This is a genomic window from Prosthecobacter fluviatilis (assembly GCF_042655725.1).
Lineage (GTDB): Bacteria > Verrucomicrobiota > Verrucomicrobiia > Verrucomicrobiales > Verrucomicrobiaceae > Prosthecobacter > Prosthecobacter fluviatilis.
The window spans coordinates 184,379-209,109 of record NZ_JBHSMQ010000010.1 but is presented as its reverse complement, the minus strand read 5'-3'; the positions used below and the strand labels follow the sequence as shown (position 1 = coordinate 209,109).

At 63.9% G+C, this 24,731-nt stretch carries 18 protein-coding genes; 8 read left to right on the top strand and 10 right to left on the bottom strand.

The genetic code is table 11. The features are described from left to right. Positions 1-408: 408 nt before the first annotated feature. Positions 409-1,434 (bottom strand): hypothetical protein, encoded by a 1,026-nt coding sequence (locus ACFQDI_RS21735; protein ID WP_377170879.1) that lies wholly within the window; start codon positions 1,432-1,434, stop codon positions 409-411. Positions 1,435-1,517: 83 nt separating this feature from the next. Between ACFQDI_RS21735 and ACFQDI_RS21730 the strand changes: the two genes are divergently transcribed. Further along, complete coding sequence (locus ACFQDI_RS21730) at positions 1,518-1,799, top strand: hypothetical protein (protein ID WP_377170877.1); 282 nt, start codon at positions 1,518-1,520, stop codon at positions 1,797-1,799. Between the two features lie 1,407 nt (positions 1,800-3,206). Here the strand turns inward: ACFQDI_RS21730 and truB are convergent. After that, positions 3,207-3,938 (bottom strand): tRNA pseudouridine(55) synthase TruB, encoded by a 732-nt coding sequence (gene truB / locus ACFQDI_RS21725; RefSeq protein WP_377170875.1) that lies wholly within the window; start codon positions 3,936-3,938, stop codon positions 3,207-3,209. Then, a complete protein-coding gene (locus ACFQDI_RS21720; RefSeq protein ID WP_377170873.1) occupies positions 3,916-4,902 on the bottom strand; it encodes a DHH family phosphoesterase in 987 nt (328 codons plus the stop codon). Before ACFQDI_RS21720 ends, truB begins: the two co-directional genes overlap by 23 nt. A gap of 577 nt (positions 4,903-5,479) precedes the next feature. On the opposite strand from ACFQDI_RS21720, the gene ACFQDI_RS21715 reads away from it, so the two are divergent. The 3 genes from ACFQDI_RS21715 (at position 5,480) to ACFQDI_RS21705 (ending at position 8,853) form a co-directional block, all read left to right on the top strand. Beyond that, positions 5,480-5,758, top strand: a complete 279-nt coding sequence (locus ACFQDI_RS21715; RefSeq protein WP_377170871.1) for a helix-turn-helix domain-containing protein — start codon at positions 5,480-5,482, stop codon at positions 5,756-5,758. 30 nt (positions 5,759-5,788) lie between these two features. Next, positions 5,789-6,862, top strand: a complete 1,074-nt coding sequence (locus ACFQDI_RS21710) for a hypothetical protein (protein ID WP_377170869.1) — start codon at positions 5,789-5,791, stop codon at positions 6,860-6,862. Positions 6,863-6,966: 104 nt separating this feature from the next. Beyond that, on the top strand, positions 6,967-8,853 hold the full coding sequence (locus tag ACFQDI_RS21705; protein WP_377170867.1) for a DUF3987 domain-containing protein: 1,887 nt from the start codon (positions 6,967-6,969) through the stop codon (positions 8,851-8,853). A gap of 702 nt (positions 8,854-9,555) precedes the next feature. Here ACFQDI_RS21705 and ACFQDI_RS21700 read toward each other — a convergent pair. After that, complete coding sequence (locus tag ACFQDI_RS21700; protein ID WP_377170865.1) at positions 9,556-10,398, bottom strand: hypothetical protein; 843 nt, start codon at positions 10,396-10,398, stop codon at positions 9,556-9,558. A 241-nt stretch (positions 10,399-10,639) separates the two neighbouring features. Between ACFQDI_RS21700 and ACFQDI_RS21695 the strand changes: the two genes are divergently transcribed. Next, entirely contained in the window at positions 10,640-11,281 is a 642-nt protein-coding gene (locus tag ACFQDI_RS21695) for a hypothetical protein (RefSeq protein ID WP_377170863.1), read from the top strand. Positions 11,282-11,461: 180 nt separating this feature from the next. Further along, positions 11,462-11,638: a hypothetical protein gene (locus ACFQDI_RS21690; protein ID WP_377170861.1), complete on the top strand. Its 177-nt coding sequence runs from the start codon at positions 11,462-11,464 to the stop codon at positions 11,636-11,638. 135 nt (positions 11,639-11,773) lie between these two features. Here the strand turns inward: ACFQDI_RS21690 and ACFQDI_RS21685 are convergent, their stop codons facing one another. Then, entirely contained in the window at positions 11,774-12,826 is a 1,053-nt protein-coding gene (locus tag ACFQDI_RS21685; protein ID WP_377170859.1) for a sialidase family protein, read from the bottom strand. Between the two features lie 349 nt (positions 12,827-13,175). On the opposite strand from ACFQDI_RS21685, the gene ACFQDI_RS21680 reads away from it, so the two are divergent. Continuing rightward, on the top strand, positions 13,176-14,129 hold the full coding sequence (locus ACFQDI_RS21680; protein WP_377170857.1) for a hypothetical protein: 954 nt from the start codon (positions 13,176-13,178) through the stop codon (positions 14,127-14,129). Positions 14,130-14,223: 94 nt separating this feature from the next. On the opposite strand, the gene rbfA is transcribed toward ACFQDI_RS21680, so the two are convergent. The 3 genes from rbfA to nusA form a co-directional block, all read right to left on the bottom strand. Then, positions 14,224-14,631, bottom strand: a complete 408-nt coding sequence (rbfA, locus tag ACFQDI_RS21675) for a 30S ribosome-binding factor RbfA (RefSeq protein ID WP_377170855.1) — start codon at positions 14,629-14,631, stop codon at positions 14,224-14,226. Positions 14,632-14,719: 88 nt separating this feature from the next. Continuing rightward, on the bottom strand, positions 14,720-16,969 hold the full coding sequence (infB, locus tag ACFQDI_RS21670; RefSeq protein ID WP_377170853.1) for a translation initiation factor IF-2: 2,250 nt from the start codon (positions 16,967-16,969) through the stop codon (positions 14,720-14,722). 92 nt (positions 16,970-17,061) lie between these two features. Then, positions 17,062-18,315, bottom strand: a complete 1,254-nt coding sequence (gene nusA, locus ACFQDI_RS21665; RefSeq protein ID WP_377170851.1) for a transcription termination factor NusA — start codon at positions 18,313-18,315, stop codon at positions 17,062-17,064. A 212-nt stretch (positions 18,316-18,527) separates the two neighbouring features. On the opposite strand from nusA, the gene ACFQDI_RS21660 reads away from it, so the two are divergent. Then, complete coding sequence (locus tag ACFQDI_RS21660) at positions 18,528-19,955, top strand: sulfatase family protein (RefSeq protein ID WP_377170849.1); 1,428 nt, start codon at positions 18,528-18,530, stop codon at positions 19,953-19,955. 1,412 nt (positions 19,956-21,367) lie between these two features. Here the strand turns inward: ACFQDI_RS21660 and ACFQDI_RS21655 are convergent. Both ACFQDI_RS21655 and ACFQDI_RS21650 read right to left on the bottom strand, forming a co-directional pair. Next, positions 21,368-23,203 (bottom strand): DUF4340 domain-containing protein, encoded by a 1,836-nt coding sequence (locus ACFQDI_RS21655; RefSeq protein ID WP_377170847.1) that lies wholly within the window; start codon positions 23,201-23,203, stop codon positions 21,368-21,370. Between the two features lie 16 nt (positions 23,204-23,219). Further along, positions 23,220-24,716, bottom strand: a complete 1,497-nt coding sequence (locus ACFQDI_RS21650; protein ID WP_377170845.1) for a DUF7088 domain-containing protein — start codon at positions 24,714-24,716, stop codon at positions 23,220-23,222. Between the last annotated feature and the right edge of the window lie 15 nt (positions 24,717-24,731).

Below are 24,731 nucleotides of genomic sequence, written 5' to 3'. Positions count from 1 at the left end.
TAAACCACAGATGCCTGCGCACTTATTCGCGCAGCGCACAATTTAGCTTTCTGTTTTCGAACAGCTGAAACTCGGTTTGACCCTCGTTCCGCTGCTTCTGTGTTTTCTAAAAGATCGTTTCTGATTCCAAGTTTCATGAGCCGCTTTTCGCTTCTCAATCTTCTTTTTCTCAGCCCGCGTTTTTCGCTGCGGGTCGGGATAGTAACTCACCTTCAGACCCGTGCAACATCATTGTGCAATAAAATGCAAAAAAAATGAGCCTCCGAGGATTTGGAGGCGGGTTTTGGGGCCCAAACGGGGCGTTTTACCCTCGGGAGAGGCCTGTACGGGTATTTTATACCATGGAATACCATGCATGCCGGATGTGATGCGCGCGGTGCATGGGCGCGGGCCTTGTGCTGCGTGGCTTCAGGGCCTGTCTGCGGCCGCCCGCAGGGTGTTCACAGCGGAGGCTGCGGCGAGCCATTCGGCATAGCGTGAAAAGAGGCGTGTGAACTCCGCCTGCAGGGCGTCGATGGAGTGGTGCAGCATCTTGTCGAGCGCCTGGGCTTCCTGGCCGCTGATGGGGCGGCCGGGGACGCCGGGGCTGCTGATGACGGTGGCGAGGTCCTGCCTGAGGTGCTCGCGGAGCTGCTCGTTTTTGCGCTGCTCTTCGCCATAGACTTCGCCTAGCTCGGTGCTGGCGGCGGCGGCGGCCATGTCTGTGAGGGTGCGGTTTTCCTGCTCGAGGTGATCAATGTTGGCCTGGATGTCCTTGATGAGCTTCTGGCGCATGGTGTCTGTCTGGCTGGAGAGGCGGAGGTTCTGGCGGTAGTCCTCGCTGTCCACGTAGCGGACGCCGCCAAAGCGGTAGTGGCCGACGGCTTTGTAGCGCTCAAAGTCCTCGTGCTTGGGGAAGGTCTTGTAGAGCTCGACGATCTGGTGCACGCGCTTTTCGATGCGCTCTTCGAATTCGTTGCCGATGAGCTGCTTCTGGGTCTGGGTCAGATTATAGGTGGGGCGGACCATCTGCTCTTGCAGCCAGGCGCGCTTTTGCTGGTAGTAGGTGATGGCCTGCTGGAGGCTGGCGATGGTCTCCTCCTTCATGCGGGTGACCTTGGTGTGGGAGTCTTTGGAGTCGCTGACGGCGCGGAGGGTGGTGAGGAGGTCGTCAAACCGGGACTCGATGCGCTGATCGGCGCTGCGGATTTCCGCTGCCAGAAGGGCGGCGCGCTGCGTCTGCCCGGCGAGGCGTACTTTAAGGATGGCCTGCGCGGGCGTGGGCGGGGTCTTGGCGGCGGCAGTGGCCGGGGAAGGAGCGGCGGCGGGGGCTGGCGTGGCCGCCGCCGGGGTGGTGGGAACCGCAGGTGCGGCGGGGGCCTGTGCCAAGCCAGCCGTGCTGGAGTGCCCGAGGAGGAACAGAGCCGCGCCGTGGCGGAGGATGCGGTGTTTCATGGTGGGAACAGCCGGATAGGGCTGTGCCATCTAAAACAGTGCGGCCTGCCTGAAGTTTTCACGGGGGCAAGAAAGCGGCGGAGATGCGCAAGGAAGGCGCAGGCCGGGGCAAGGCCATGGAGGAGCTGGGGATGGAGGAGCTGGGGATGGAGGAGCTGGGAATGGAGGAGCTGGGAATGGAGGAGCTGGGGATGGAGGAGCTGGGGATGGAGGAGCTGGGGATGGAGGAGCTGGGGATGGAAAATGGGCCGGAATGCGGGTGCACGCGGGGTCTGGGCATGACTTCCATGGCTCCCCTGCTCTTCACCGGCCTTTGCCGGACCTCGGTGCGGGGACTTCACGCAGGCGGGCTCTGGGCATCGTAGGACGGCTGTGGCGTCAGCCCGGCCGTCCATCAGCGTACGGCTGGCTCCATGGCCTGCGAGCGTCCTCGCAGTCGGGCGGTTTGGCGGAGGATGCTGTGGATGGAGGCGAAAGTCTTCGACGCCAAACACACCCAACCTACGGCCGGAGCGGCGGCTCCAGGGTGGACTGCCAAGGCTCGCAGGGCTGCAGGGCCGTAGGACGGCTGTGGCGTCAGCCCGACCGTCCATCAGCGTACGGCTGGCCCCATGGCCTGCGAGCGTCCTCGCAGTCGGGCGGTTTGGCGGAGGAAGCTTACGAGCGAAGGCGGGCGCTCGACGCCAAACACACCCAACCTACGGCCGGAGTGGCGGCTCCAGGGTGGACTGCCAAGGCTCGCAGGGCTGCAGGGCCGTAGGACGGCTGTGGCGTCAGCCCGGCCGTCCATCAGCGTACGGCTGGCTCCATGGCCTGCGAGCGTCCTGGCAGTCGGGCGGTTTGGCGGAGGATGCTGTGGATGGAGGCGAAAGTGTTCGACGCCAAACACACCCAACCTACGGCCGGAGCGGCGGCTCCAGGGTGGACTGCCAAGGCTCGCAGGGCTGCAGGGCCGTAGGACGGCTGTGGCGTCAGCCCGGCCGTCTGTGTGCGGGCTGCATGCGCCCCGGCCTGCGAGCGTCCTCGCAGTCGGGCGGTTTGGCGGAGGATGCTGTGGATGGAGGCGAAAGTCTTCGACGCCAAACACACCCAACCTACGGCCGGAGTGGCGGCTCCAGGGTGGACTGCCAAGGCTCGCAGGGCTGCAGGGCCGTAGGACGGCTGTGGCGTCAGCCCGGCCGTCTGTGTGCGGGCTGCATGCGCCCCGGCCTGCGAGCGTCCTCGCAGTCGGGCGGTTTGGCGGAGGAAGCTTACGAGCGAAGGCGGGCGCTCGACGCCAAACACACCCAACCTCCCCGCACTCCACACCACCCCAGCACGCACGCTCATCGCGCAAACACGCGCCCTGTGCGGGGATCAAGATGATCCCCCTCCGGCGGAGAGGGATCGTCCCGATCCCTCACGTCCCCGCCACACCCAACCTCCCCGCACTCCACACCACCCCAGCACGCACGCTCATCGCGCAAACACGCGCCCTGTGCGGGGATCAAGATGATCCCCCTCCGGCGGAGAGGGATCGTCCCGATCCCTCGCGTCCCCGCCACACCCAACCTCCCCGCACTCCACACCTCCCCAACACGCACGCTCATCGCGCAAACACGCGCCCTGTGCGGGGATCAAGATGATCCCCCTCCGGCGGAGAGGGATCGTCCCGATCCCTCACGCTCCCACCGCACCCAACCTACGGCCGGAGCGGCGGCTCATAGGAAGCGCGGCCCGGCCTTTTTCACTTACCCCTTTTCACTGAACCCTTTTCACTTCTCACGCGCCACTCACGCGCCGCGCAGCTTGCTCACATCGTAGAGCGTGAGCATGGCGGCGAGGACTTCGTCTTTCTTGCCCTGCTTGAGCTGGTCAAAGGTGACGTACTTGCCGGGCTGGAGCTTGAAGTGGCCGGAGCGGGTGCGGCGCAGGGCGCTGAGGTGCGCGCCGCAGCCGAGCTTTTGCCCCACATCGTGCGCATACGTGCGGACGTAGAAGCCTTTGCTGCACACGACGCGAAAGTCCACATACGGCGGCTCAAAGCGGGTGATCTCGTAGTCGTACACACGCACAAAGCGGGGCTCGCGCTCCACCTCCTGGCCTTTGCGGGCCAGCTTGTAGAGCGGCACGCCGCCGACCTTGATGGCGGAGACCATGGGCGGCATCTGGTAGAAATCTCCGCGCATGCTGTCAAAGGCGGCCTTCACCTGCTCCAGCGTGAGGTCTGCGGGCACGGGCTTTTCCTCCACCACTTCGCCCTCGGCGTCCTGGCTGTTGGTGGTCTGGCCCAGCTTCAGGGTGCCGACGTATTCCTTGTCCTCAGACATGAGGAGGTCAGAGAGGCGTGTGCCATTTCCTAATACGAGGATGAGCATGCCGGTGGCCATGGGGTCGAGCGTGCCGCAGTGGCCGATCTTCTTCATGTTCAGGCAGCGCCGAGCGACGGCCACCACATCGTGGGAGGTCATGTCCTGGTCTTTGTCCACCAGGAGGACGCCGCTAATCAATTCGTCTGACTTCATGTTCGAGTGCTTGCAAAAATTTGTCTGCTGCTGCTTCAATGGGGCCCCTCATGCGTGCGCCTGAGGCCATGCGGTGGCCGCCGCCGCCAAACTGGGCGCACACGGCGGAGACATCGAGCCGGCTGTCCTTGGAGCGCGAGCTGACGCGCACCTTGCCGCCGGGGATGTCTTCAAAGATGACGCAGGCGACCACGCTGTCGATCATGCGCAGGGTGTCGATGAGCCCCTCGGTGTCTCCGGGCTGCATGCCTGCGGCGTCCATGACGGCCTGTTTGAGCTGCCAGCTCACGATGCGGCCCTCCGCGCGGAATTCCATGTGGTTGAGCATGTCGCGCATGAGCTCCAGGCGGCGCACGGGGTAGCTCTGGTAGATGAGCTGCGCGAGCCGCGCGGTGTCCAGCCCGGCGTCCATCATTTCCGCCACGATGCGGTGCGTGCGCGCATTTGTGCTGGAGTACTGAAAGGAGCCGGTGTCCGTGGAGATGGCGATGAAGAGATTCTGCCGCACGGCGTCGTCGATGGGCAGGCCGTGCCCGCTGAGGAGATCGTAAATGATCTGCCCGGTGGCGGGCTCGGTGGGGACGATGAGATTGAGCGCGCCGTAGCCGGGATTGGCGGGGTGGTGGTCGATGTCGATGAGCAGCGGCGCGGCATCCAGCAGGGCCTTGGTTTTCTCCCCCACGCGCTCATGCGTGGCGGTGTCCAGCGCGATGGCGAGGTCGATCCCCAGCGGCTCGGTGCCGGGCTGGATGACGGTGTCTGTGCCGGGGAGAAAGGCGAGATTGGCCGGGACGCCGTCCTCCAGCATGGCGATGACGTCCTTTCCCAGCGCGCGCAGGCTGAGCGCGAGGCCGAGCACGGAGCCCACGGCATCGCCGTCCGGCCTCACATGCGCCACCACGGCGATGCGCTGCGCGGAGCGCATGGCGGCGACGATTTCGGCGGTGGTGGAGTTGGCTGGCATCCGGGGGGCATTCACAAAGCACCACCGCCGCAAGGCTGCAAGGTGAAGATGCAGCAGCGGGGGGAAGTTTGCAGGGGGCATGTGCCGGTGCCCTGGGGCCCTGGAGCGGGGCGCTGAGAGGGGAAACGCGAGGCTGCCACGGCCGCTGCGGAGACCGCCTGGGGAAAGGCTCCGCCCTGCGCGGGTGGGGGCCTGCCACACGCTGCCATGCGGGGCCAAACCGGGCCACATGGAGACCTCTCTCGCACAGCGGTGCGGCCTGCCTCCAGCTTTTTCCAAAATATCTCCTTGCATTTCCAAATTCGGACCCAAGACATTCTTATTCCTGTTGCAGTCCGGCGTGCAGAACGCGGCCTGCGGCGGTGATGACAGCGATGAAGCAGTGAAGAACTCTGACACTCGCACCCGGCGCCCGACCTGACGGCCCTGAACGGCCGCCAAACCGCCACCCCAGGCCTCACGCGGCCCCCGCACCCTCCCGGCATGCCCATGCCCAGGCGCGGCCGTTTGATGCCACAAGATACCGCATAGCTACCACGATCCATCATTCAAAATCATCAAAAACAACGACCGCATCATGAAAACGAACACAAAAAAGAAAACGAAGACAAACATCGCAGCCGCCGCCACCGCACACGCTGCGCAGGCACCCGGCACGCCGCCGGAGCTGCTGACGCAGGTGCAGATGGCGCAGCGGCTGGGCATCAGCCGCCGCACGCTGCACAGCTGGGTGCGCGAAGGCACGGTGCCCATGGTCAAGGTGCGCGGCTACTGCCGCTTTGACAGCGCCAAGGTCTATGCCGCGCTGCTGCAGCACGAGGTGTGGGCAGCAAATCCGGGAACCCGCAACGCCTAGCCCCCCCCCAACCGCCCATCCCTTCCCACGATGAAAACCATCACCGAGCGTGCCAGCGCCTATCTGGCGAGGGTGCCCGCCTCCATCTCCGGGCCGCGGGCGCAGGCCGCCGCCGCCAGGGCCGCCCTGGCGCTGGTGCGCGGCTTTGGCCTCTCCGAGCCGGAGGCCCTGCCCCTGCTCACCCGCTGGAATGCAGCCTGCCAGCCGCCCTGGCAGGAAAAGGAGCTGCGCCACCTGCTGCGCACCGCCGCCGCCAGCACGGAGCGGCCTGCGGGGTACCTGCTGGAGGCCCAGCGGCCCCAGGGGGCGGAGGCCGGAAATAGGCCCGACAGGCCGGATAGACCCCATAAGACCCATGCCTCCTCCCAGAGCCCCGCAGCAGCCCCTGCACCCGCAGCACCCGCCCTGCCGGAGGCTGGCGCCACAGCCCCTGCCCCCGCCGAGGACATCGGCTGGCTGCGCGAGATGTGGCCGGAGTTTCACCCGCTCACGCGGGAAGACATCCGCGCCGTGGCGGAGCAGCGCGGCCTCTTGCCAGACGCGGTGGACCTCGCGCACCGGCACGGCTTTCTCCGTGTGGCGCAGGTGCAGGGGCACCGCTGCCTCGTCATCACGGAGGGCACCTTTGCGCAGGTGCGGCGGCTGGACGGCAAGCCGCTGGAAAAGGCCGACGGCTCGCGCATCCAGACGCGCAACCTCTCCGGCTCCCAGGGCGCCTTCATCGGGCAGGGCTGGCTGGGCGAAACCACCCACGTGCTGCTGGTGGAGGACGCCGTGGGCCTGCTCGAAGGCCTCGCGGCCATGCTGCTGGTGGACACCCCGCACGCGTGGAGCATCCTGGCCGCCACCGGCGCCAGCGCCCGCTTTGCGCGGGACTCCGGGCTGCTGGAGCGGCTGCGCGGCCGGGAGGTGCACCTCCTCCCGGACACGGACGAGGCAGGCCTGGACGCCGGGGCCACCTGGCTGGCAGACCTCCGCGCCGCCGGCGTGCAGGCCGCCGTGCACCTGCTGCCCGCGCCCTGCAAAGACCTCGGCGAAGTCCTCCAGCTCCCGGAGGCGGACCGCCAGCCCATCCTGGAAAGCCTCTTCTCCCGACTATCATGACCCCGGATACCACATTCTGCACCTTTATACCACACCTTAACACACCCGAACCCGGCTGCCGAAGCCCCCTTACACCCCCCACCCTTTTCAAATCCTGCCTTGCCATGAACACGAAATCCCATCCTGACTCCGCCGCCCAGCACACGCCCGACCCCGCCCCCGCCCTCCCGGGCCTCACAGACGCCGCCGCCGTGCTGATGGCACGCCCCGCCTTCCGCCCCTCCGCCGACTGGACGCAGCACCTGCGCCCCGTGGACGCCCCCGCGCCCGGCTGGGCCACACCCGAGCCGCCCGGCAGCGCAGAAACGCCCCCACCTTCCCCCCATTCACCGGAGGGAGGCACACGCACAGAGCCTGCTGCGCGAGAAACAGCGGTAACGTCAGCGACACCTGCGGGAGGATTCACGCACACACCCCGAGCCACCACAGGCGCGCAGACTTCCATCGTTTCCACCGTTTCAATGGAGGGTGGTGTCAAACCGGCCCCGGCATGCGCGCAGACTTCAACGATTTCAACAAATTCAACGGGGGAGTGTGTGTCTCCAGCCATCCCCAAGGAGGACACTTCAACGAATTCAACAAATTCAACGGGGGAGTGTGTGTCTCCAGCCATCCCCAAGGAGGACACTTCAACGAATTCAACAAATTCAACGGGGGAGTGTGTGTCTCCAGCCATCCCCAAGAAGGACACTTCAACCATTTCAACAAATTCAACGGAGGGAGGTGAGAAAACTCGCGAGCACCCCATCCCGGAGGATTCCATCCTCAAGGATTACCGCGACTTCACACGCAATGTCTCAGAGCTGCCGGACGGCCTCATCGTGGCACCCATCCTGGCCCTGTGTGGCAAGCTCCTCACACCCCATGTCACCCTGAACTTCGGCAGCCAGAAGCCGCTGACGATCTACAACTTCCTGGCCTGTCCTGCCGGCCTGCGCAAAGGCACCACCTTTGCACCCGCGATCAAGATCGCCCGGAACCTCCTCACGCCGGAGGACTTCATCGGTGGAAACGCCAGCGACTCGGCCCTGTTTGACACCTTTGAGCAGCAGCCCCACCGCCTGCAGTTTGAGGATGAAGGAAACACCATCCTGCGCAGCTGGGAGACGCAGTCCTTCGGGCGCGAGGTCTCCGCACGCTACCTGGGCCTCTACGATGGTTCACCCTGGCACCAGAACTTCCTGCGCGAAGGCAAAAGCCACGGTGATGGCGAATCCCAGCGCCACATCGAGCAGGCCACGCTGAGCCTCTGCATTGGCAGCACTTTTGGCGTGGCCCGGCTGGATCAAATAGCCGCCGGCTGCGGTCTGCGCCGCCGCTTCGGCTTCTACGTGGCCACCCGGCAGACGCGTAACATCTGGTGGCCGGAAAGCCTGGAAGGAGACGACCTGCAAAACCTGACCGACCTCTTCCGCCATCTGACCACGCTCAAAGGCACCGTGGGCAGGGACAGCTTCACCAAGGCCGCCAAGCACTACTGGGTGGGCCTGCAGCAGCGCAACCGCGCCCGCTGCGAATCCATACCAGGATACACCATCGGAGATGAGAGCCTGCTCTCCAGCCTCAATGAGTCCCCCGCCCGCTGCCTGAAGCTGGCCATCATCTTCCAGGCCTGCCGCTGGGCCCGGGGCAGCACCAGCGATCCCTTCACCATCACCCCGGACATCCTGGAGCTGGCGGAGGCGCATCAAGACGGCTGCCTTGACGCGCTCATCCAGCTCGAAGGCATGAGCCGCCGCATCCAGGTGGACGACACCGCCGAATGGCTGCTGGCCCAGATCATTGGAGATCACAGTGTCAAACCCGGCCAGCACCGCGCCGTTTACACCCGCAGCGAGCTCACCCGCCGCTTCGCCTCCAATCCCGGACGCATCGGCGCGCTCACCCCCTCCAAGCTCTACGGCGAGATCATCCCCCACCTCATCTCCCGCCAGCAGTGTGTGATGACCAAATCTGGCAAACACACCCTCTACACCTTCACCTGGGAATGAACGAACACTCCAGCCCCCGTTGAATTTGTTGAAATCGTTGAAGTCACTCCCCCGGCAGACGCGGGAGTGACACACACCCCCGTTGAATTTGTTGAATTCGTTGAAGTCACTCCCCCGGCAGACGCGGGAGTGACACACACCCCCGTTGAAATGGTTGAATTCATTGAAGTCTGGCCCCGGCAGACGCAGGGAGTGACACACACCCCCGTTGAAATGGTTGAATTCGTTGAAGTCACTCCCCCGGCAGACGCGGGAGTGACACACACCCCCGTTGAAATGGTTGAATTCATTGAAGTCTGGCCCCGGCAGACGCAGGGAGTGACACACACCCCCGTTGAAATGGTTGAATTCGTTGAAGTCTGGCCCCGGCGCGGGGGCGGCAGCCCCATTTGGAACCGTAACGAAGTGGAGATAGACGACTGCAAGGCGCCCGCAGGGTGAGCGCAGCGAATCAACGCGGTCGCGAAGTGAGGAACGAACGCAGCTACCGCTTTCCGCAGGCCGGACAGCAGGCGGATACCACGAAATATTCGAAGGCAGCAGCCCCCGCATGCCATGAGGCTCCCGCACGCTGGACGTCCCATGAAAGCCACAAGACGCTCGAAAGCGGCAGCTCCGCTCGTTCCTCGCTAGGCAGCCGCACTCCAAATTTGCTTTGGCTCCCGTGGACGCCACGTCTCCCAAGACGCGCCCCGGCTTCCTTCAGCGCGTGACATCTCCGATGCGGCCCGCTGCGGTCAGATGATCCTCCACCCCGATGACAAAGCGGTCGCCAACACGAAAGCTCACGGGCTCGGGAAAGGCCAGCGTGACCTTCCCAGCAGAACCCGGCTGAACAGCCTGCGGAGTCTGAAGCGTGCAGGGCACGACCTTGTCTCCGAAGATCAACTGACAGCCTCCGCTGCTTACAGGCTGGATCAGGCCTCGCTTGAACGCCTCCAAATCAGCCAGCACGTAGAGTTCCGCCCCGGCCGCCTGCTGTGCGGGCCTGGCTGCGCGCGGAGGGTCAGCGGGCCGCATTTTCGACAGCAAGACCGCCAGCGCTGCAAAACCTTTGGGTTGTTTTGTCCGGGCAGACTCTGAATCAAAACCAACTGCGGCGGTGTCACCTGGATGATCGTACTTGTTCAGCAGGTCACGCACCTCCATTTCCTCCAGATCGAGCAGTTCCGCATCCTCGACCAACGCTGATTTGGAAAACCCGATCACCACCGTGCCCCGGCAAAATTGCCGCGTGAGCAGAACGTCTTCGCGAGTGACCGGCAGCGGCCCCTCCGTCGCATCCACCAGGATGACCGCCACCGAGGCGGCATGCAGCGCGGCGGCTTTCCCGGCCAGGCTTTCCCGGCTCAGATCCTGTGCCTTGGAGACCCCGGCCAACGTCAGCCCCTTCACAAACTCAGCACAGGTCGGGCCACCGAGCACCACCACCGGCAGATCGGTCGTGCTCACCGCCGGCTGTCCGCTTGCGGCTTGCGCATCCTTCTTGGATTCCGAACAGGCGGCAAGCAGAAGGACAACCAGGTGGAGGAAGAAGCGTTTCATGAGGGGAGACATGCCAGCATTCTAAAGAGATGCATGCGCCGTGATAAACGGATCCTGAAAAAATCTCAGCCTCCTTCCAAACCCGCCTTCGGGCGTGCGGCTGGGCATGATTGAAAGGGACCGCCAAACACTGCATGGCCCATAATGCCCGGCATGGTGTTTGCCGCGCAATTTTACGCTAAGGATAAAGCTCAAAATAGATTGTAATTGTCTAACCCACCCTGCTCTCTCCGCTTAGGCCATGTCAGTATTCGACCAATTATTCCGAGACGGCTTTAGCAGCGTCTATCTAACGCTTGCCAGCATCATCCAGTCCTTGGCGGCCGGATACCTTTTTCAGACGCTAACTCAGGAGTACTTTAAAACAGGACGAGTGAGTACATCCACCATCCTTGACTCGATGGTCGTTCTGATATCCATCGTTGCTGTATGGCAGGAGTATGCCATAAGCTGCATCGCCTTCACATGGCGGATAGACATCCTGGACTCCCTCATCCCATTTTTGCTTGGTTTGTCTGAATTTGCGATGGTTACGACCATTGCGGCGCGAAGCTCCTCAGAAGCGATTCCTATCGTAAGGACATCCTCTTTTGAGGCATGGCTTTGGGCTGTCGCCAGCTTCCTCCTGTTTTCAGCCGCTGCTTATGTCAACTACGCAGCCAAAGGTGTTTTGAGAGCTGACGCAGCAGCACTGCAGAGCCTTCCTTTACGTCATCTGTGGTGGGCAGTTGGCAGTTTTGTGATCGTTTTCTCAGTCCTGCTATGGCATCGTCGGGTTCCGCTTCAGCAGTTCGGGCAGCACCTGGTGAGAGGCTGCTTGACTGCAGGTTTTATCTTCCATTTGATTCGCATCGGATATGCGCACAAGCACACAATCCCCTAGCGGTCTGCTGAAACATTTCCAACGCCCTGTGATGAGAATCGCACTGCATTTTTGAGCAACAACAGAACTGCCAGACGATGCATGCGGCGCTGCAGCGCAATCCTTCGCCCCCGCCTTTGTTTCACAATTCCTGGCACCTCGCTTCCGACGCCGGAGGGCTACGTGTGCGTCATCGAAAGCATGAACCAGTATTTCACCCGGGAGGATCTGGCGGCGCTCGTGGCGGAGCTGCGCCACAGCCTGGCGGCGGCTCCGAAATTGCAGGCTTATTCAGACGAGCTTTCCTGCCCCACGCCCACGCATGCGGTGGTGCAGGCGTCCTGGGAACGCATCAAGAAGACACTGCCGACGGAATGAGGGCTGGGGCGTGTGCTTAGCGGGAAGTAGTGCGGGCAATCCTGCCCGCGAAGAGAGCGCCCGACACGGGCAGGATTGCCCGTGCTACTGCCGGCTTGCGCTGGGCGGACATCACCGGGCACACAAATCCCCCCATCACTCCAGCGTCAGCTCCGCGAGATAGATCGCGGTGATGGTCTTGCCTGCGGCGTCTTTTTCGTGGCTGGAGTAGTAGGAGACGAGGGCGCGTTTGTCTGAGAGCTGGACAAAGCCGGGGTAGGAATTGTCGCCGCCGCTGGGGAGTTCGGCGAACTCCTGCAGGGCATCGCCGACGAGCCAGCAGAGCGAGGTCTTGGCGCCCTGCTCTTTGGTGGTCTTGCGTCCGCCGACGAGGGTGTGCGCTCCCCATTTCACGACGAGCGGGCCGCCCACGGGACGGTCGAGGCTTTGGCGGCTCCACTCCGTGAAGGGTGGCTGGGAACGGATGACGAGGGCGTTCTTGCCGCCGCCATGGCGACCGATGGCGAGCAGGCTGCCGTCTTGCTCAAAGAGAAACGCGGTTTCGTCTCCGGCGGTCTCGGCGAAGTAGGCGCGCTTCTTCCAGATGAGGCCGTCGTCGCTTTCCAGCAGGAGGGACTGCACTTTGTCGCCCTCGCCTTTGGGGCCGATGTCATACCCCGGCTTGCGCCGGCCGCAGAGGTAGGCTTTGCCACCGGAGGCGGCGGCGCGCCAGATGTAGAGGCCGAAGGTGCCCTCCAGCAGCTCGGGCTCGCTCCACTGCGTGCCATCGTCGCTCCAGGTGGCGAAGCCGAGCATCTTGTTCATGTCGTAGTCCTTGGGCTGGATGCTGCCGGGGCCGCTCCACCAGGTGCCGGTGTAAACGAAGAGCCGGTCTTTGAAGACGAGGAAGTGGGGATCACGCGTGTCGCGGTCCTTCACGGCAAAGCGGTGCACCTGCGTCCACGTGGCACCGTCATCCGCGCTGCGCATGACGATGGCCGTGGCGGTGTTGAAAACCATGTGGCCGTCCGGGCAGCTGCGGAAGCAGAGGTAGAGCTGGCCGCGAAAGCGCACGAGGTCCGTGAAGGCATTGTGCTCCCCGTTGTGAAAGATGCGGCGGATGTGGCTGACGGTGACCTGCGGCGGTGCCTCGGCAGCGTGGGCAGAGGCCAGCAGCAGGAGGGCGAGTGTGGTGAGGATGAGGCGCATGGGGTGGGATGGCTGGGGAAAAGGGTACTAAACGGCGCGCGGGATGAATGTGTGCATTTCCCCGGCATCTTCTCCGCCCGGTGCTTCTTTGCGCAGGGCTGCTCCTGCCTCCCTCTTTCGCTTCAGCCCCCTGCCCTTTCCCTTGCGCAGGCGCGTCGGCCATGGGCGGGAGCAGGTGGTCGATGATTTCGCGCGCCCCCCATGAAGAAGGTTGCAGCGGGTGCAGAAAAACACGCCCAGCCATGGAGCCGCCCCAAGGCTTTCCTTTCCGCCGCCGTATCACAAGATGCCGGCATGCATGCCTCACCTTTCCCTCCTGCTTAAACGCCCGCCTGACATGATGCGCCTCATGAAACTGCTCACGCTCCTGTGCCTCCCCTGGCTCGTGGCCGCCCAGGCGGGTGCTTCCGGCATTCATATTGTTTCCGGCAATGCCCTCGAAGGCGAGCCGCGCCGCCTGATGGAGGAGGCGACCCGCACTTTGACGACGACCGGCCAAGGTCTGGCGGCGCTGGAGCGGCTCATCGCCAGCTTTCCGCCGGAGGTGCTGGAATGCATGGGCACGAGCTCCAGCTACCACGACACGGACCCGACCCGTGAAGCAGCCCTGCAAGCCCTGCACGCCTGGTACTCCATCGACTTCATCGAGGCGGCGATGCAGAGCGGCTCTGACGAAGCCGCTTACTGGGCGCTGCGAAAGCTCGAACACCAGTCCCACAACGGCCCGCAGCCAGGCGAGGACACCGCCAGCACGCGCCGTCTGGTGGCCGTGAAAGGCGTGGTCACCCCCGAAGTCAGGACACGCCTGATCCCCCTCCTGGAAAAACTGCGCACGGCGAAGTCAGAACGCACACGCACAGAGGCCGCCAAATTCGCGCAGGGGCTGCTGCTGGACCGCGCCGCGTTTCTCCAGTCGCTGCAGGAGAAGGATGAAACAAAGCTCAATGCCACCCTCAGGCAGATGCTGGACCGTGTGCAGTTCGATCCCAGGCTCGCTCTGGAAATCTGGGCCGTCCTGGCCCGAGCGCAGACCGACAGCCTCAGAGGCACCTGCCTGCGTTACCCCTGGCTCTTCAATCTGCCGGAATGGACAGCCGCCCAGTCAGCCCTGCTGACGCAGTACCTCAGGCAGCCCGGCACCGCCGCCAGCATCAACGCCACCTCCGCGCTCTCGGCGCTCGCCAGTTCAGACAATCCCCTGGCGGAAAAGATCTTTGCCGGCCTGCCTCATCTCAAAGACCCGGACCGTCAGCAGCAACTCGCCGAGATTCAGAGTCGGCACAAGAAACGCCATGCGCGCTGATGTCGCAGCGTGTGCAGGGCATTTCGAAAACAGGCCCGGCCTGCTGAAGCCCGGTGCCTCCATCTGCAGGCTCCGGCCATGCAGGCCTCTTCGCCTACTGCTTCCCAGCCTTGCCCTTCCCTTCATCATCCTTCCCCTCCTCCCCTTCCGCAGGCAGGTCGGCCATGGGTGGGGGGAGGTTGTCGATGATGTTGAGCAGGGGCACGCCGCGCTCCACGGACTTGTCCAGGCGGAAGAAGAGCTGCGGGCTGCTGCGCAGCTTCACGCGCTTGTAGAGATCCCGCTGGATGAAGCCGCGCGCCTTGGTGAGGCGCTCGATGGCGGCGTCCTGCTGGTGGGGCTTGCCGATGACGCCCACATACACAAAGCACTGCCGCATGTCCGGCGTGGGGCTCACGTCATGGATGGTCACGAGGCAGTTCTCACTGCGGAAATCCTTCTCGAGGATGGTGCTCAGCTCACGGCGGATGAGCTCGCGTACTTTGTCGACTCGGAGGGACATAGGGCAGTGTAAAAGGGGCGGGGTTCAGGCTCCGGCCGGCAGCGTGGGTGGCACGCTGCGGACCAGAAACCTGATACGACAAACGTGATCAGAGAGTTTGGGCGATTTTTTCGAGCTCGTAGCACTCGATGACGTCGTTTTCCTCGTAGTCGCTGAAGCCGGAGAGCTTGATGCCGCACTCGAGGCCGTTGCGCACTTCGTTGACTTCGTCCTGGAAGCGGCGCAGCGTCTCAAAGCCGCCGTCGTACACGGCCTGGCCGTCACGCAGCACGCGGGCGCGCTGCTTGCGGTTCATGATGCCGTCCGTGACCACGGAGCCGCCGACAAAGCCCTTGTGCACCTTGAAGACCTGCTTCACGCGGGCGTGGCCGAGGACCTTCTCGCGGGTGATCGGGTCGAGCAGGCCCGCCATGGCCTCCTTCACCTGGTCGATGAGTTCGTAGATGATGGAGTAGAGCTTGATCTGCACCGTCTCGCGCTTGGCCACGGTGAGGGCCTTGTTTTCCACCTTGACGTTGAAGCCGATGATGATGGCGTCCGAGGCGCTGGCCAGGAGGACGTCGGACTCGTTGATGGCGCCGACTTCCTTGTGCAGGATGTCGAGGTTGCACTTGTCGCTCTGGATGTCGGTGAGGCACTTGGAGACGGCCTCCACGGAGCCCTGCACGTCGCACTTGAGCACGATCTTGAGGGCCTTCTTGTTGCTGTCCTCGATGCTGGCAAAGAGGTGCTCCAGGGTGGAGCGGCGCGGGACGCTGAGCTTCTTCTGGCGGATCTCCTCCAGGCGCTCCTCGCTGAGCTTCTTCACGTCGCGCTCGCTGTTCATCACCACCACTTCATCGCCCACATGGGGCATGTCGCTGAAGCCGATGACCTCGCAGGGCATGCCGGGGAGGACGGATTTGATGGACTCGCCGCGGTCGTTGATGATGGCCTTCACCTTGCCCCAGAGAGGGCCGCAGATGAAGGGCTGGCCCACTTTGAGGGTGCCCTGGCCGATGATGACGGTGGCCACGGGGCCTTTGCCGGCCACCATGGAGGATTCGATGACGGTGGCACGCGGGGAGGCCTTGGGGTCTGCCTTGAGCTCCAGCACTTCGGCCTGGAGGGACATGGTTTCGAGCAGGTTGTCCAGCCCGAGGCCCGTCTTGGCGGAGACTTCCATGACTTCGATCTCGCCACCCCAGTCCACCGGCGCGAGGCCGATGTCCTGCAGCTGGCTCTTCACGCGCATGACGTTGGCGGTGGGCAGGTCGCACTTGTTCAGCGCCACCATGAGCTGCACGCCGGCGGCCTTGGCATGGCTGAGCGCCTCCTTGGTCTGCGGCATGATGCCGTCGTCCGCAGCGATGACGAGCACGACGATGTCCGTCACATTCGCACCACGGGCGCGCATGGCGGAGAAAGCCGCATGGCCGGGGGTGTCGATGAAGGTGATGGGCTTGCCGTTGTGGAAAATGCAGTAGGCGCCGATGTGCTGCGTGATGCCGCCCGCCTCACCGGCGGTGACCTGCGTCTTGCGCAGGGCATCGAGCAGGGAGGTCTTGCCGTGGTCCACGTGGCCCATGAAGGTGATGATGGGGGCGCGGAGTTCCAGCTTGTCCTCCTCCACCTCCTCAACGACCTGCGCCACGGGCTCGACGATGACTTCCTCCACCTTGTGGACGCCGCCGCCTTTTTCACGCTTGTCGCGCTCCAGCTTGAAGCCGTGCTTTTCACAGATCTTTTCGGCCACCTCGATGTCGATGGCCTTGTCTGCGTTGCCGAAAATCTTGAAGGGGATGAGGTCCGAAATGATCCGGAAGGTCTTGATGCCCATCTTTTCCGCCAGGTCCTTCACCAGGACCGGGGGCTTGAGGTGGATGATCTTTTCCCCCGTCTCGCTGAGCTCAAACTCCGGCGCAGGCGCCTCTGGAGGCGGTGCGTGCACGATGGGCACGATGGGCTTTGGCGGCGCGGGCTCCTCCTTCAGCAGGGAGATGGGCGGCAGCGCGCTCTGCGCGGCGTTTTCGACGGCCGGGCGACGGCGCACCTTGGGCTTGTCATCCTCAAAGAGATTCAGCGCGGCGGCCTTTTGCTCGTCCACCGTCGGCTTGGCGGGGGCGGCAGGTGCTGCGGGTGCGGGCTCCGGTGCGGCGGGCTTTCTGGCTCCCAGCGGCGGCAGGACTGAGCCCTCCTTGGCCGCGCTTCGTGTCCTTGGCTTCTTTTCCTCAATCAATGACAACACCTTCGCCTTGGTATCTTTTTTCGGCTTGGCGCTGTCGGCAGGTACGGCCTCCTCAACGACTTCGTCGGAGGGGGACTTGCTCTTTTTGGCTGAGGAGGGTTTGCTGGACATGAGAGAATGAGATCGGGCGAGCGGCGGCGGGGGAGGCTGGCTTGTCGTGAGTTGGGGGTTGGTTTGAAAGCGTTGTCATGGCGGCACAGGGGCTACTCCAGGGAGGAAGCATGTGCTTTGTCGAAAATCTGCTGGGCCAGGGCCTCGTCTCCGCCCAGCACCTCGGCGATGTCCGAGACATCGACGCCGGTGGCGAGGGTTTTGAGGTCTCCCATGCCGCCCTGGGTCAGCTGGCGGGCGACGCTCTCGGTGATGCCGAGCACGTCCACCAGATGATGCACAGCGCTGCCCATTTGTCCTTCAAAGACTTCGGCGGCGTGCTCATCCTTCTCGATGATCAGGTCCATGCCCACGAGGCGGGAGGTCAGGCGGGCGTTCTGGCCACGGCGGCCGATGGCCTTGGAGAGGTCCTCGTCGCTCACGGTCAGGCGGGCTTCCTTCTTGTCGGGGTTCACCTGGATGGAGATGACCTTGATGGGCTTGAGCGCCTCGCGCACGAACTCGGCAGGGTCCGCCTTCCAGCGGATGATGTCCACCTTCTCGTTGTTGAGCTCGCGCACGATGTTCTTCACGCGTGCGCCACGCAGGCCCACGCAGGCGCCCACGGGGTCCACCTTTTCGTCCGCGCTGTGCACCGCCACCTTGGTGCGGTAGCCGGCCTCACGGGCGATGCTGGCGATCTCCACGGTGCGGTCACCGATCTCGCTGACTTCAAACTCAAACAGGCGGCGCACAAAGTTCGGGTGCGCACGGGAGAGGATGATCTCCGGGCCGCGGCCGCTGTCCTTTTCCACCGCCTTCACGTAGAAGCGCATGCGGTCTCCGGGGGTGTAGTCCTCGGTGGAGACGCGCTCCTTCGAGGTCATCACGCCTTCAAATTTGCCGAGGTCCACGACCACGTCCGACTTTTCAAAACGGCGCACCACACCGCTGACGACGTCGCCCGTGCGGTCCTTGAATTCTTCGTAGAGATTCTCCTTCTCCGCCATGCGCAGGCGCTGCAGCATGGTCTGCTTGGCCGTCTGCGCGGCGATGCGGCCCATGTTGTTCGGGGTGACTTCCACCTCGATCTCGTCGCCGATCTCGGCGTTTTTCTTGAAACGCTTGGCCAGGGCGAGCGGCAGCTCCTCCCAGCGGTTGGTCACATTCTCCACAGCGATCAGCTTGGCAAAGGCCTTGATCGTCCCCTTGTCAGGATCGATGTCGATGCGGAGTTCGCGGGCAGGCCCGATGCTTTTCTTGGAAGCGGCGAGCAATGCCTGTGACAGGGCCTCGACCATCTTAAGACGGTCGATTCCTTTCTCTTTCTCGTAATAGTCGAAAAGGGCTTTGAGTTCGCTGATCATAAAAAATTCGTGATTTCACCAGACAAAAAAGAGCGGGGAAGGCCCCACTCTCGCCGTGAAAACGCTAATTCTGTCCGGGAAGGACGCAGACCATAAAGGAGGGCTAGGAATCAGCAAGCAGAAAAATTGCCTGGAAATTCCGGGGTTTTCTCAGGCGTTTTCATGAGGGCTAAGCCCTTCCACCTCATTCACTTCCGCCCTCCTGCCCCGCCATGCGCCCCCTATTGTCAGCCATCCTAGCCCTGCTTCTCCTCCCCCCGGCGGCCACCTCAGCCTCCTCCCCACCCAACATCGTCATCATTTTTATGGACGACATGGGATATGCCGATGTGAGCTGCTTCGGAGCCCAGGGGTACCAGACCCCAAACATCGACAAACTCGCCGCCGAGGGCCGCAAATTCACCAACTTCCACGTGGCCCAGCCCGTGTGCAGTGCCTCCCGCACCGCCCTGCTCACCGGCTGCTACCCGAACCGCGTGGGCATCCACGGCGCGCTCGGGCCCAATGCGAAGCACGGCATCAGCGCCGGTGAAACGACCCTCGCAGAACTGGTGAAGCAAAAAGGCTACGCCACCGCCGCCGTGGGCAAGTGGCACCTCGGCTCCCAGCCCCAGTTCCTGCCCACCCGGCACGGCTTTGACCAGTACTACGGCCTCCCCTACTCCAACGACATGTGGCCCTATCACCCGCAGGCCAAAAAGGGAGCCTTCCCCAGCCTCCCCATGTACGAGGACGACCACGTGGTGGACCCCGAGGTCACCCCCGAGGAGCAGACCCGCCTCACCACCGACTACACCGCCCGCGGCGTGCAGTTCATTGAGAAAAACAAGGACAAGCCCTTCCTCCTCTACCTGGCCCACAGCATGGTCCACGTGCCCCTGTTTGTGAGTGAGAAATACCAGGGCAAGTCCGGCAAGGGCCTCTTTGCCGACGTCATGCTGGAGGTGGACTGGTCCGTGGGCCAGATCCTGGACACCCTCAAAAAGAACGGCCTGGAGGACAACACCTGGGTCATCTTCACCTCCGACAACGGCCCCTGGCTCAGCTACGGCGACCACGCCGGCAGCGCAGGCCCGCTGCGGGAGGGCAAAGGCACCTGCTGGGAGGGCGGCACCCGCGTCACCGGCATCATGAAATGGCCCGGGAAAATCCCCGCCGGCACCACCACGGACACCATGATGATGACCATCGACCTCCTGCCCACCGTGGCGCATGTGATTGATGCCAAACTGCCGGAGCACAAGATCGACGGCCTGAACTGCTGGCCCATCGTCTCCGGCGTGCCGGACGCCCAAAACCCGCACGACTTCTACGCCTTCTACTACGAGCAGAACCAGCTCCAGGCCATCAGCAGCGGAGACGGCCGCTGGAAGCTCCAGCTCCCCCACACCTACCGCAGCCTGCCCGCCGACCAGCCCAAGGCCACCGGCGGCAAGCCCGTGAATTACAAGCAGGTCAAGATCACCGAGCCCGAGCTCTACGACCTCTACACGGACATCAGCGAGTCCAAAAACCTCGCCGCCCAAAACCCCGGGGAAGTCGCACGCCTGCAAAAGCATGCCGAAGCCATCCGCGCCGAGCTGGGAGACAGCCTCATGAAGCAGCCCAAAGGCTCAGGCACACGGGAGGCCGGGCAGTAGGCCGCCTTGGATTATTTCATACCCCATCCTACCACGACACAGCCAGAACCGGCCTGCGGGCGGCGGGCGGCGCGTGCGGACTCCGCGCTGCAGCGCATGGGGGGCCTCCCCCGCCCCGCTCATACCACGATGCGATGAAAACGGGTCTGAAGGTGGAGGCACGAGCCGACGGAGGGGGATCATCTTGATCCCCCCACCTGCAGCGTGTTCGTGGATCTGCGAGGGCGCAGGGCGATGCGGGAACGTGTGGGATCGGGACGATCCCACTCCGCCGGAGGCTTCGCCGCAGCGACGGAGGGGGATTATCTTGATCCCCCCACCTGCAGCGTGTTCGTGGATCTGCGAAGACGCTGTGCGATGTGGGAACGTGTGGGATCGGGACGATCCCACTCCGCCTGAGGCTTCGCCGCAGCGACGGAGGGGGATCATCTTGATCCCCCCCACCTGCAGCGTGTTCGTGGATCTGCGAGGGCACAGGGCGCTGCGGGAGCGTGTGGGATCGGGACGATCCCACTCCGCCGGAGGCTTCGCCGCAGCGACGGAGGGGGATCATCTTGATCCCCGCACCTGCAGCGTGTTCGTGGATCTGCGAGGGCGCTGGGCGATGAGGGAACGTGTGGGATCGGGACGATCCCACTCCGCCGGAGGCTTCGCCGCAGCGACGGAGGGGGATCATCTTGATCCCCCCACCTGCAGCGTGTTCGTGGATCTGCGAGGGCACTGGGCGATGCGGGAGCGTGTGGGATCGGGACGATCCCACTCCGCCGGAGGCTTCGCCGCAGCGACGGAGGGGGATCATCTTGATCCCCGCACCAGCGGCGTGTTCGTGGATCTGCGAGGGCGCAGGGCGATGCGGGAGCGTGTGGGATCGGGACGATCCCACTCCGCCGGAGCACTGGCTGGCCGCATGGAATGCTGGCTTTCACCCCTGAGGCCCGCTTTCAGCTGTGCGTGGTATTACGCTCCACTGGCTGCGGTACGCCCTGGCGTCCTGGCGTCTTGACCATGCGCTGTGCGGACGTTCGCAAACCTTTGCGTTTGCCACACGCTGATGGACGGGCGGGCTTGCGCCACACCCATCCTACGAGCGCTGCGCGGCGCTCCGGCCGTAGGTTGGGTGTGTTTGGCGCGCAATGCTTTCCGATGCTCCACCGCGCTCTCCGCCAAACCGCCCGACTGCGAGGGCGCCCTTATACCACGATGCGATGAAAACGGGTCTGAAGGTGGAGGCACGAGCCGACGGAGGGGGATCATCTTGATCCCCCCACCTGCAGCGTGTTCGTGGATCTGCGAAGACGCTGTGCGCTGCGGGAACGTGAGGGATCGGGACGATCCCACTCCGCCGGAGCACTGGCTGGCCGCATGGAATGCTGGCTTTCACCCCTGAGACCCGCTTTCAGCTGTGCGTGGTATTACTTCGCCTGCTTGGGCTTGAAGACGTTGATCCCTGCAATCTGCAGCAGGGCGCTGTTGGTGATGTAAAAGATGTCGGGGTCGTTCTTGATCTGCCCAAAGTAGAACGCGGTGCTGGCGTTGGGCTGGGTGGGGGAAAAGAGGATCTCGATCTCGCGCACGGGGCCGTCGGTGCGGCCGGGCTCGCCGAGGACGATCTGGATGGTCAGGAAGGGCGTTTTGAGGGCCTGCAGCGCATCCGTGCGGTCTGCGGCCCAGTCCTGCACGGTGAAGCGCGCGAGGTTCGCGGCAAGCTGGTCCGCCTTCACGCGGTCGAGCTCTGCCGTGGCATCCCGCCCGCCACGCGTGGCCTTCCATTCGGCGGTGACGGGGTTGTAGTCGAGGATGATGGGCGAGTACGCCCCCTGGGACATGGTGATGCGGCGCAGCGCAAAGGTGGTGAAACGCAGCGCGCCGAGCCCCTTCCACTTGATGCCGTCAGTCGGCAGAGAGGGCAGCAGAGAGGCGTCGATGCGGTAAACGAAGGGCTCGCTTTCGTATTTGGCAAAGAACTGGGTGCTTTCCGCATTGTGGCCAAACATGAGCTTCACCGGCTTCTCCCGCTGCGGGGTCCAGGTGACGGTCTGGAAGGGATCATCCAGGCCAAAGGGCTTGAGGTCGGCGGCGGAGTCTGCGGCAAACTGCAGGATTTCGTAGGTGTTGAGGGCGCCGAGGCAGCGGGCGACGCGCTCGCCGTTCGCAGGCTCCCAGTTGCCATGACGCTGCAGGTACCAGGAGCCGCCTTCGTTGCGCAGATGGATCTCCGGGTGGGTCTTGCTGGTGATGGTGAGGAAGTCGAGGCGCTCGCCGTCGATCTGCGCCAGCAGGTGGTCGCGCAGCGCATTGGGGCTGACCCAGAGGCTGAGCAGATTTTTGGCGACGACGGTGAAGGCGGGTTTGCGGTAGGCGGTGGTGGCGGTGGTGACGGCCTGCTTTTCGTCCGCCGGTTTCTTGAGGGTGAACTCGTAGGACTTGCCGCGTGCCTTGGACTCGATGGTGACCTTGATCTCATCCGCCCGGGTGGCCTGCGCCTCCTCCTTGGCGGCGGTGGTCACGTCCTTGGCCTCGGTGATTTCAATGTTGAGGATGGCGGAAAGCAGCTCGGTGATGCGCTCCTTGCCACCGCGTGTCTTGAGCGGTTTTTCGACCAGCCAGGGCGCATGCTCGTTTTCGCGGGTGAGGACGATCTGGCCGGAGGGCTGGCTCAGGGTGATGCTGGTGATGACTTCCGCAGGCAGGCGCAGAAGCTTGGGGTCGCGCCAGGCGGCGGCGGGAATCTGCAGGACCATCGGCGCTTCGCTTTTGGCGACGTACCACGCGGGCTCGCCGCTGCCGGGGTCAGGAATGCCGATGAAGAGGCTGTTTTCGACAGGAGCAGGAGAGCCGAACCAGCACTCATAGACCGGGGCGTCTCCGGCGAGCAGGCGCACTTTGAAGCGGGGTTTGTCCAGGCCGGTTTTCTGCCACTCGGCCTCATCGTATTCCTGCCGGTGGACGCGCTGAATCCACTCGACCCCGTTGAGGGTGAGGATGAGCGCGGCGACTTTCTGGGGGTCTGCCAGGTCCTCATAGGGGGCCTCGATCCTCCAGGCGCCGCCGTCGCGCACCAGGGTGAGCGGCACGTTTTCAGCGGTGAGGATTTCGATGCGGGTGACCTTGTCATTCTCGAAACGGCTGGGGCCGCGCCTGACTTCACGCGTGTCGATGGCAGAGGGGAAGTAACGCTCAATGCCGAGGATGATCGCGCCCATGGCGGCGACGAGCAGGAACAGAAGGAGGGTGGTGCGTGCGCTCATGCGTCTAAGTCGGTGCTCATGCGGCCCGGCGGCTGGCCCAGACCATGATGCCAAAGGCCAGAACGATGCCCGGCAGGGTGATGGAGGTGATCCAGAAGATCAGCTCATGCTGCTTGCTGGTGAGCTGGATGCGGTAGGAGTGCTTGGACTTGGCGGGAATGCCGATGAAGTTTTCGCGGTTCATGAGCCAGTTCAGGCTGGCGGCGGCAAAGTCGCGGCTGACGGCGAGCATGGTCTGCTTGTCGAGCAGCGTGGGGTTGGAGACCACGACCATGCGGGAGCTGTCTGCGCGCTTGGTTTCGTCTCCCAGGGCGCCGCGCTCGATGCTGGCGGCCACGTAGATCGGCGGCAGCGTGTCCTCCTCATCGACGATGGGCAGCTCCTCCAGAAACTGGCGCTCACCCCAGTAGCGCGGGGCGGCCTGGATGAGCGGCCTGATGCTGATGGACTGCTCCTTGAGGCTGGAGTTCTCCTTGACCAGCTCCAGAGATTCCGTCTGCCCGGCAAAGGTGATGGCGGAGGAGCTCAGGTGGTGGATGAAGGGCACCTCCTTGTTGAACTCACCCATCACGGAGAATTCCTTGCGGGGGCCGGTGCTGGTGCTCTCCGCCATGAGCACGCGGTCGCCACGCGGATGCACGCCGTTGGCGGTGAGAAAGGCGTTGAGCCGGGCGGTTTCGCCACCGGGGTCGAGCATGATGAACATGCCGGCACGCTTGGACTGCCAGTAGTTGTTGAGCATGACGATCTCGCGCTCGGAGAAGTCATAACGCGCGCCCATGATGAGCAGGCCGTCGGTGTCCGGGGGGATCTGGTTGATGTCGGAGAGGTTGACCTGGACGACCTCGAAGTTCTGCTGCTTGCCGAGGTCGATCGCGGCATTGTAGGCCTCGCTGAGTCCCAGGGCGGAGCGGCTGCCCTTTCCCACGACGTAGAAGAAGCGGCGCACACGGCCTTCCACGACGGAGATGAGGGCGGAGGAGATGGCGTCCTCGCCACGGAATTCAACGATCTGCTTGTTCGTGCTGGTGCCCTTTTCACGGACGACGAGCTCCTCCTCGGTGATGAAGCGCTTGTTCACCCCGCAGCGGATGAGCACGCCGTTTTGGGAAAGGGAGAGGCCGGTGTCCGCCTTGAGCTGCTCGGCGCGCTCGATGTCGCGCACGGGGTCGATGGAGCGCACCTTGATGCGCTGCCTGCCGTGCAGGTGGTACTCCTCCAGCAGGGACTGGACTTCGCCATACACCTTGGAATCCCGGCTGAAGACGATGTTGATCTGCACATCGCGGGAAAGGCTGTCGAGGTACTTGAGCGTGGCCGGGCTGAGGGTGTAGTCCTGGCTGGGGCTGAGATCCCAGCGCCAGAAGTGGTAGTAGTTGAGGCGGTTGACGCCGGCAAAGAGCGCCAGCGCCAGGATGATCTGCACGGTGACGTTCAGGCCGATGCCATAGCGCTTCGGCATCGGTCTGACTTCGGCACCTGCCGGCGGGTTGTTCTGTTCAGAATCCGTCATGGTGGTGGATCAGTC

Coding starts and splice junctions, on each gene's coding strand:
- rbfA (WP_377170855.1), bottom strand. CDS start 14,631: ATGTCCCTCCGAGTCGACAAAGTACGCGAGCTCATCCGCCGTGAGCTG.
- ACFQDI_RS21710 (WP_377170869.1), top strand. CDS start 5,789: ATGAAAACCATCACCGAGCGTGCCAGCGCCTATCTGGCGAGGGTGCCC.
- ACFQDI_RS21685 (WP_377170859.1), bottom strand. CDS start 12,826: ATGCGCCTCATCCTCACCACACTCGCCCTCCTGCTGCTGGCCTCTGCC.
- ACFQDI_RS21735 (WP_377170879.1), bottom strand. CDS start 1,434: ATGAAACACCGCATCCTCCGCCACGGCGCGGCTCTGTTCCTCCTCGGG.
- ACFQDI_RS21690 (WP_377170861.1), top strand. CDS start 11,462: ATGAACCAGTATTTCACCCGGGAGGATCTGGCGGCGCTCGTGGCGGAG.
- ACFQDI_RS21650 (WP_377170845.1), bottom strand. CDS start 24,716: ATGACGGATTCTGAACAGAACAACCCGCCGGCAGGTGCCGAAGTCAGA.
- ACFQDI_RS21680 (WP_377170857.1), top strand. CDS start 13,176: ATGAAACTGCTCACGCTCCTGTGCCTCCCCTGGCTCGTGGCCGCCCAG.
- ACFQDI_RS21730 (WP_377170877.1), top strand. CDS start 1,518: ATGCGCAAGGAAGGCGCAGGCCGGGGCAAGGCCATGGAGGAGCTGGGG.
- nusA (WP_377170851.1), bottom strand. CDS start 18,315: ATGATCAGCGAACTCAAAGCCCTTTTCGACTATTACGAGAAAGAGAAA.
- truB (WP_377170875.1), bottom strand. CDS start 3,938: ATGAAGTCAGACGAATTGATTAGCGGCGTCCTCCTGGTGGACAAAGAC.
- infB (WP_377170853.1), bottom strand. CDS start 16,969: ATGTCCAGCAAACCCTCCTCAGCCAAAAAGAGCAAGTCCCCCTCCGAC.
- ACFQDI_RS21660 (WP_377170849.1), top strand. CDS start 18,528: ATGCGCCCCCTATTGTCAGCCATCCTAGCCCTGCTTCTCCTCCCCCCG.
- ACFQDI_RS21700 (WP_377170865.1), bottom strand. CDS start 10,398: ATGAAACGCTTCTTCCTCCACCTGGTTGTCCTTCTGCTTGCCGCCTGT.
- ACFQDI_RS21655 (WP_377170847.1), bottom strand. CDS start 23,203: ATGAGCGCACGCACCACCCTCCTTCTGTTCCTGCTCGTCGCCGCCATG.
- ACFQDI_RS21695 (WP_377170863.1), top strand. CDS start 10,640: ATGTCAGTATTCGACCAATTATTCCGAGACGGCTTTAGCAGCGTCTAT.
- ACFQDI_RS21715 (WP_377170871.1), top strand. CDS start 5,480: ATGAAAACGAACACAAAAAAGAAAACGAAGACAAACATCGCAGCCGCC.
- ACFQDI_RS21705 (WP_377170867.1), top strand. CDS start 6,967: ATGAACACGAAATCCCATCCTGACTCCGCCGCCCAGCACACGCCCGAC.
- ACFQDI_RS21720 (WP_377170873.1), bottom strand. CDS start 4,902: ATGCCAGCCAACTCCACCACCGCCGAAATCGTCGCCGCCATGCGCTCC.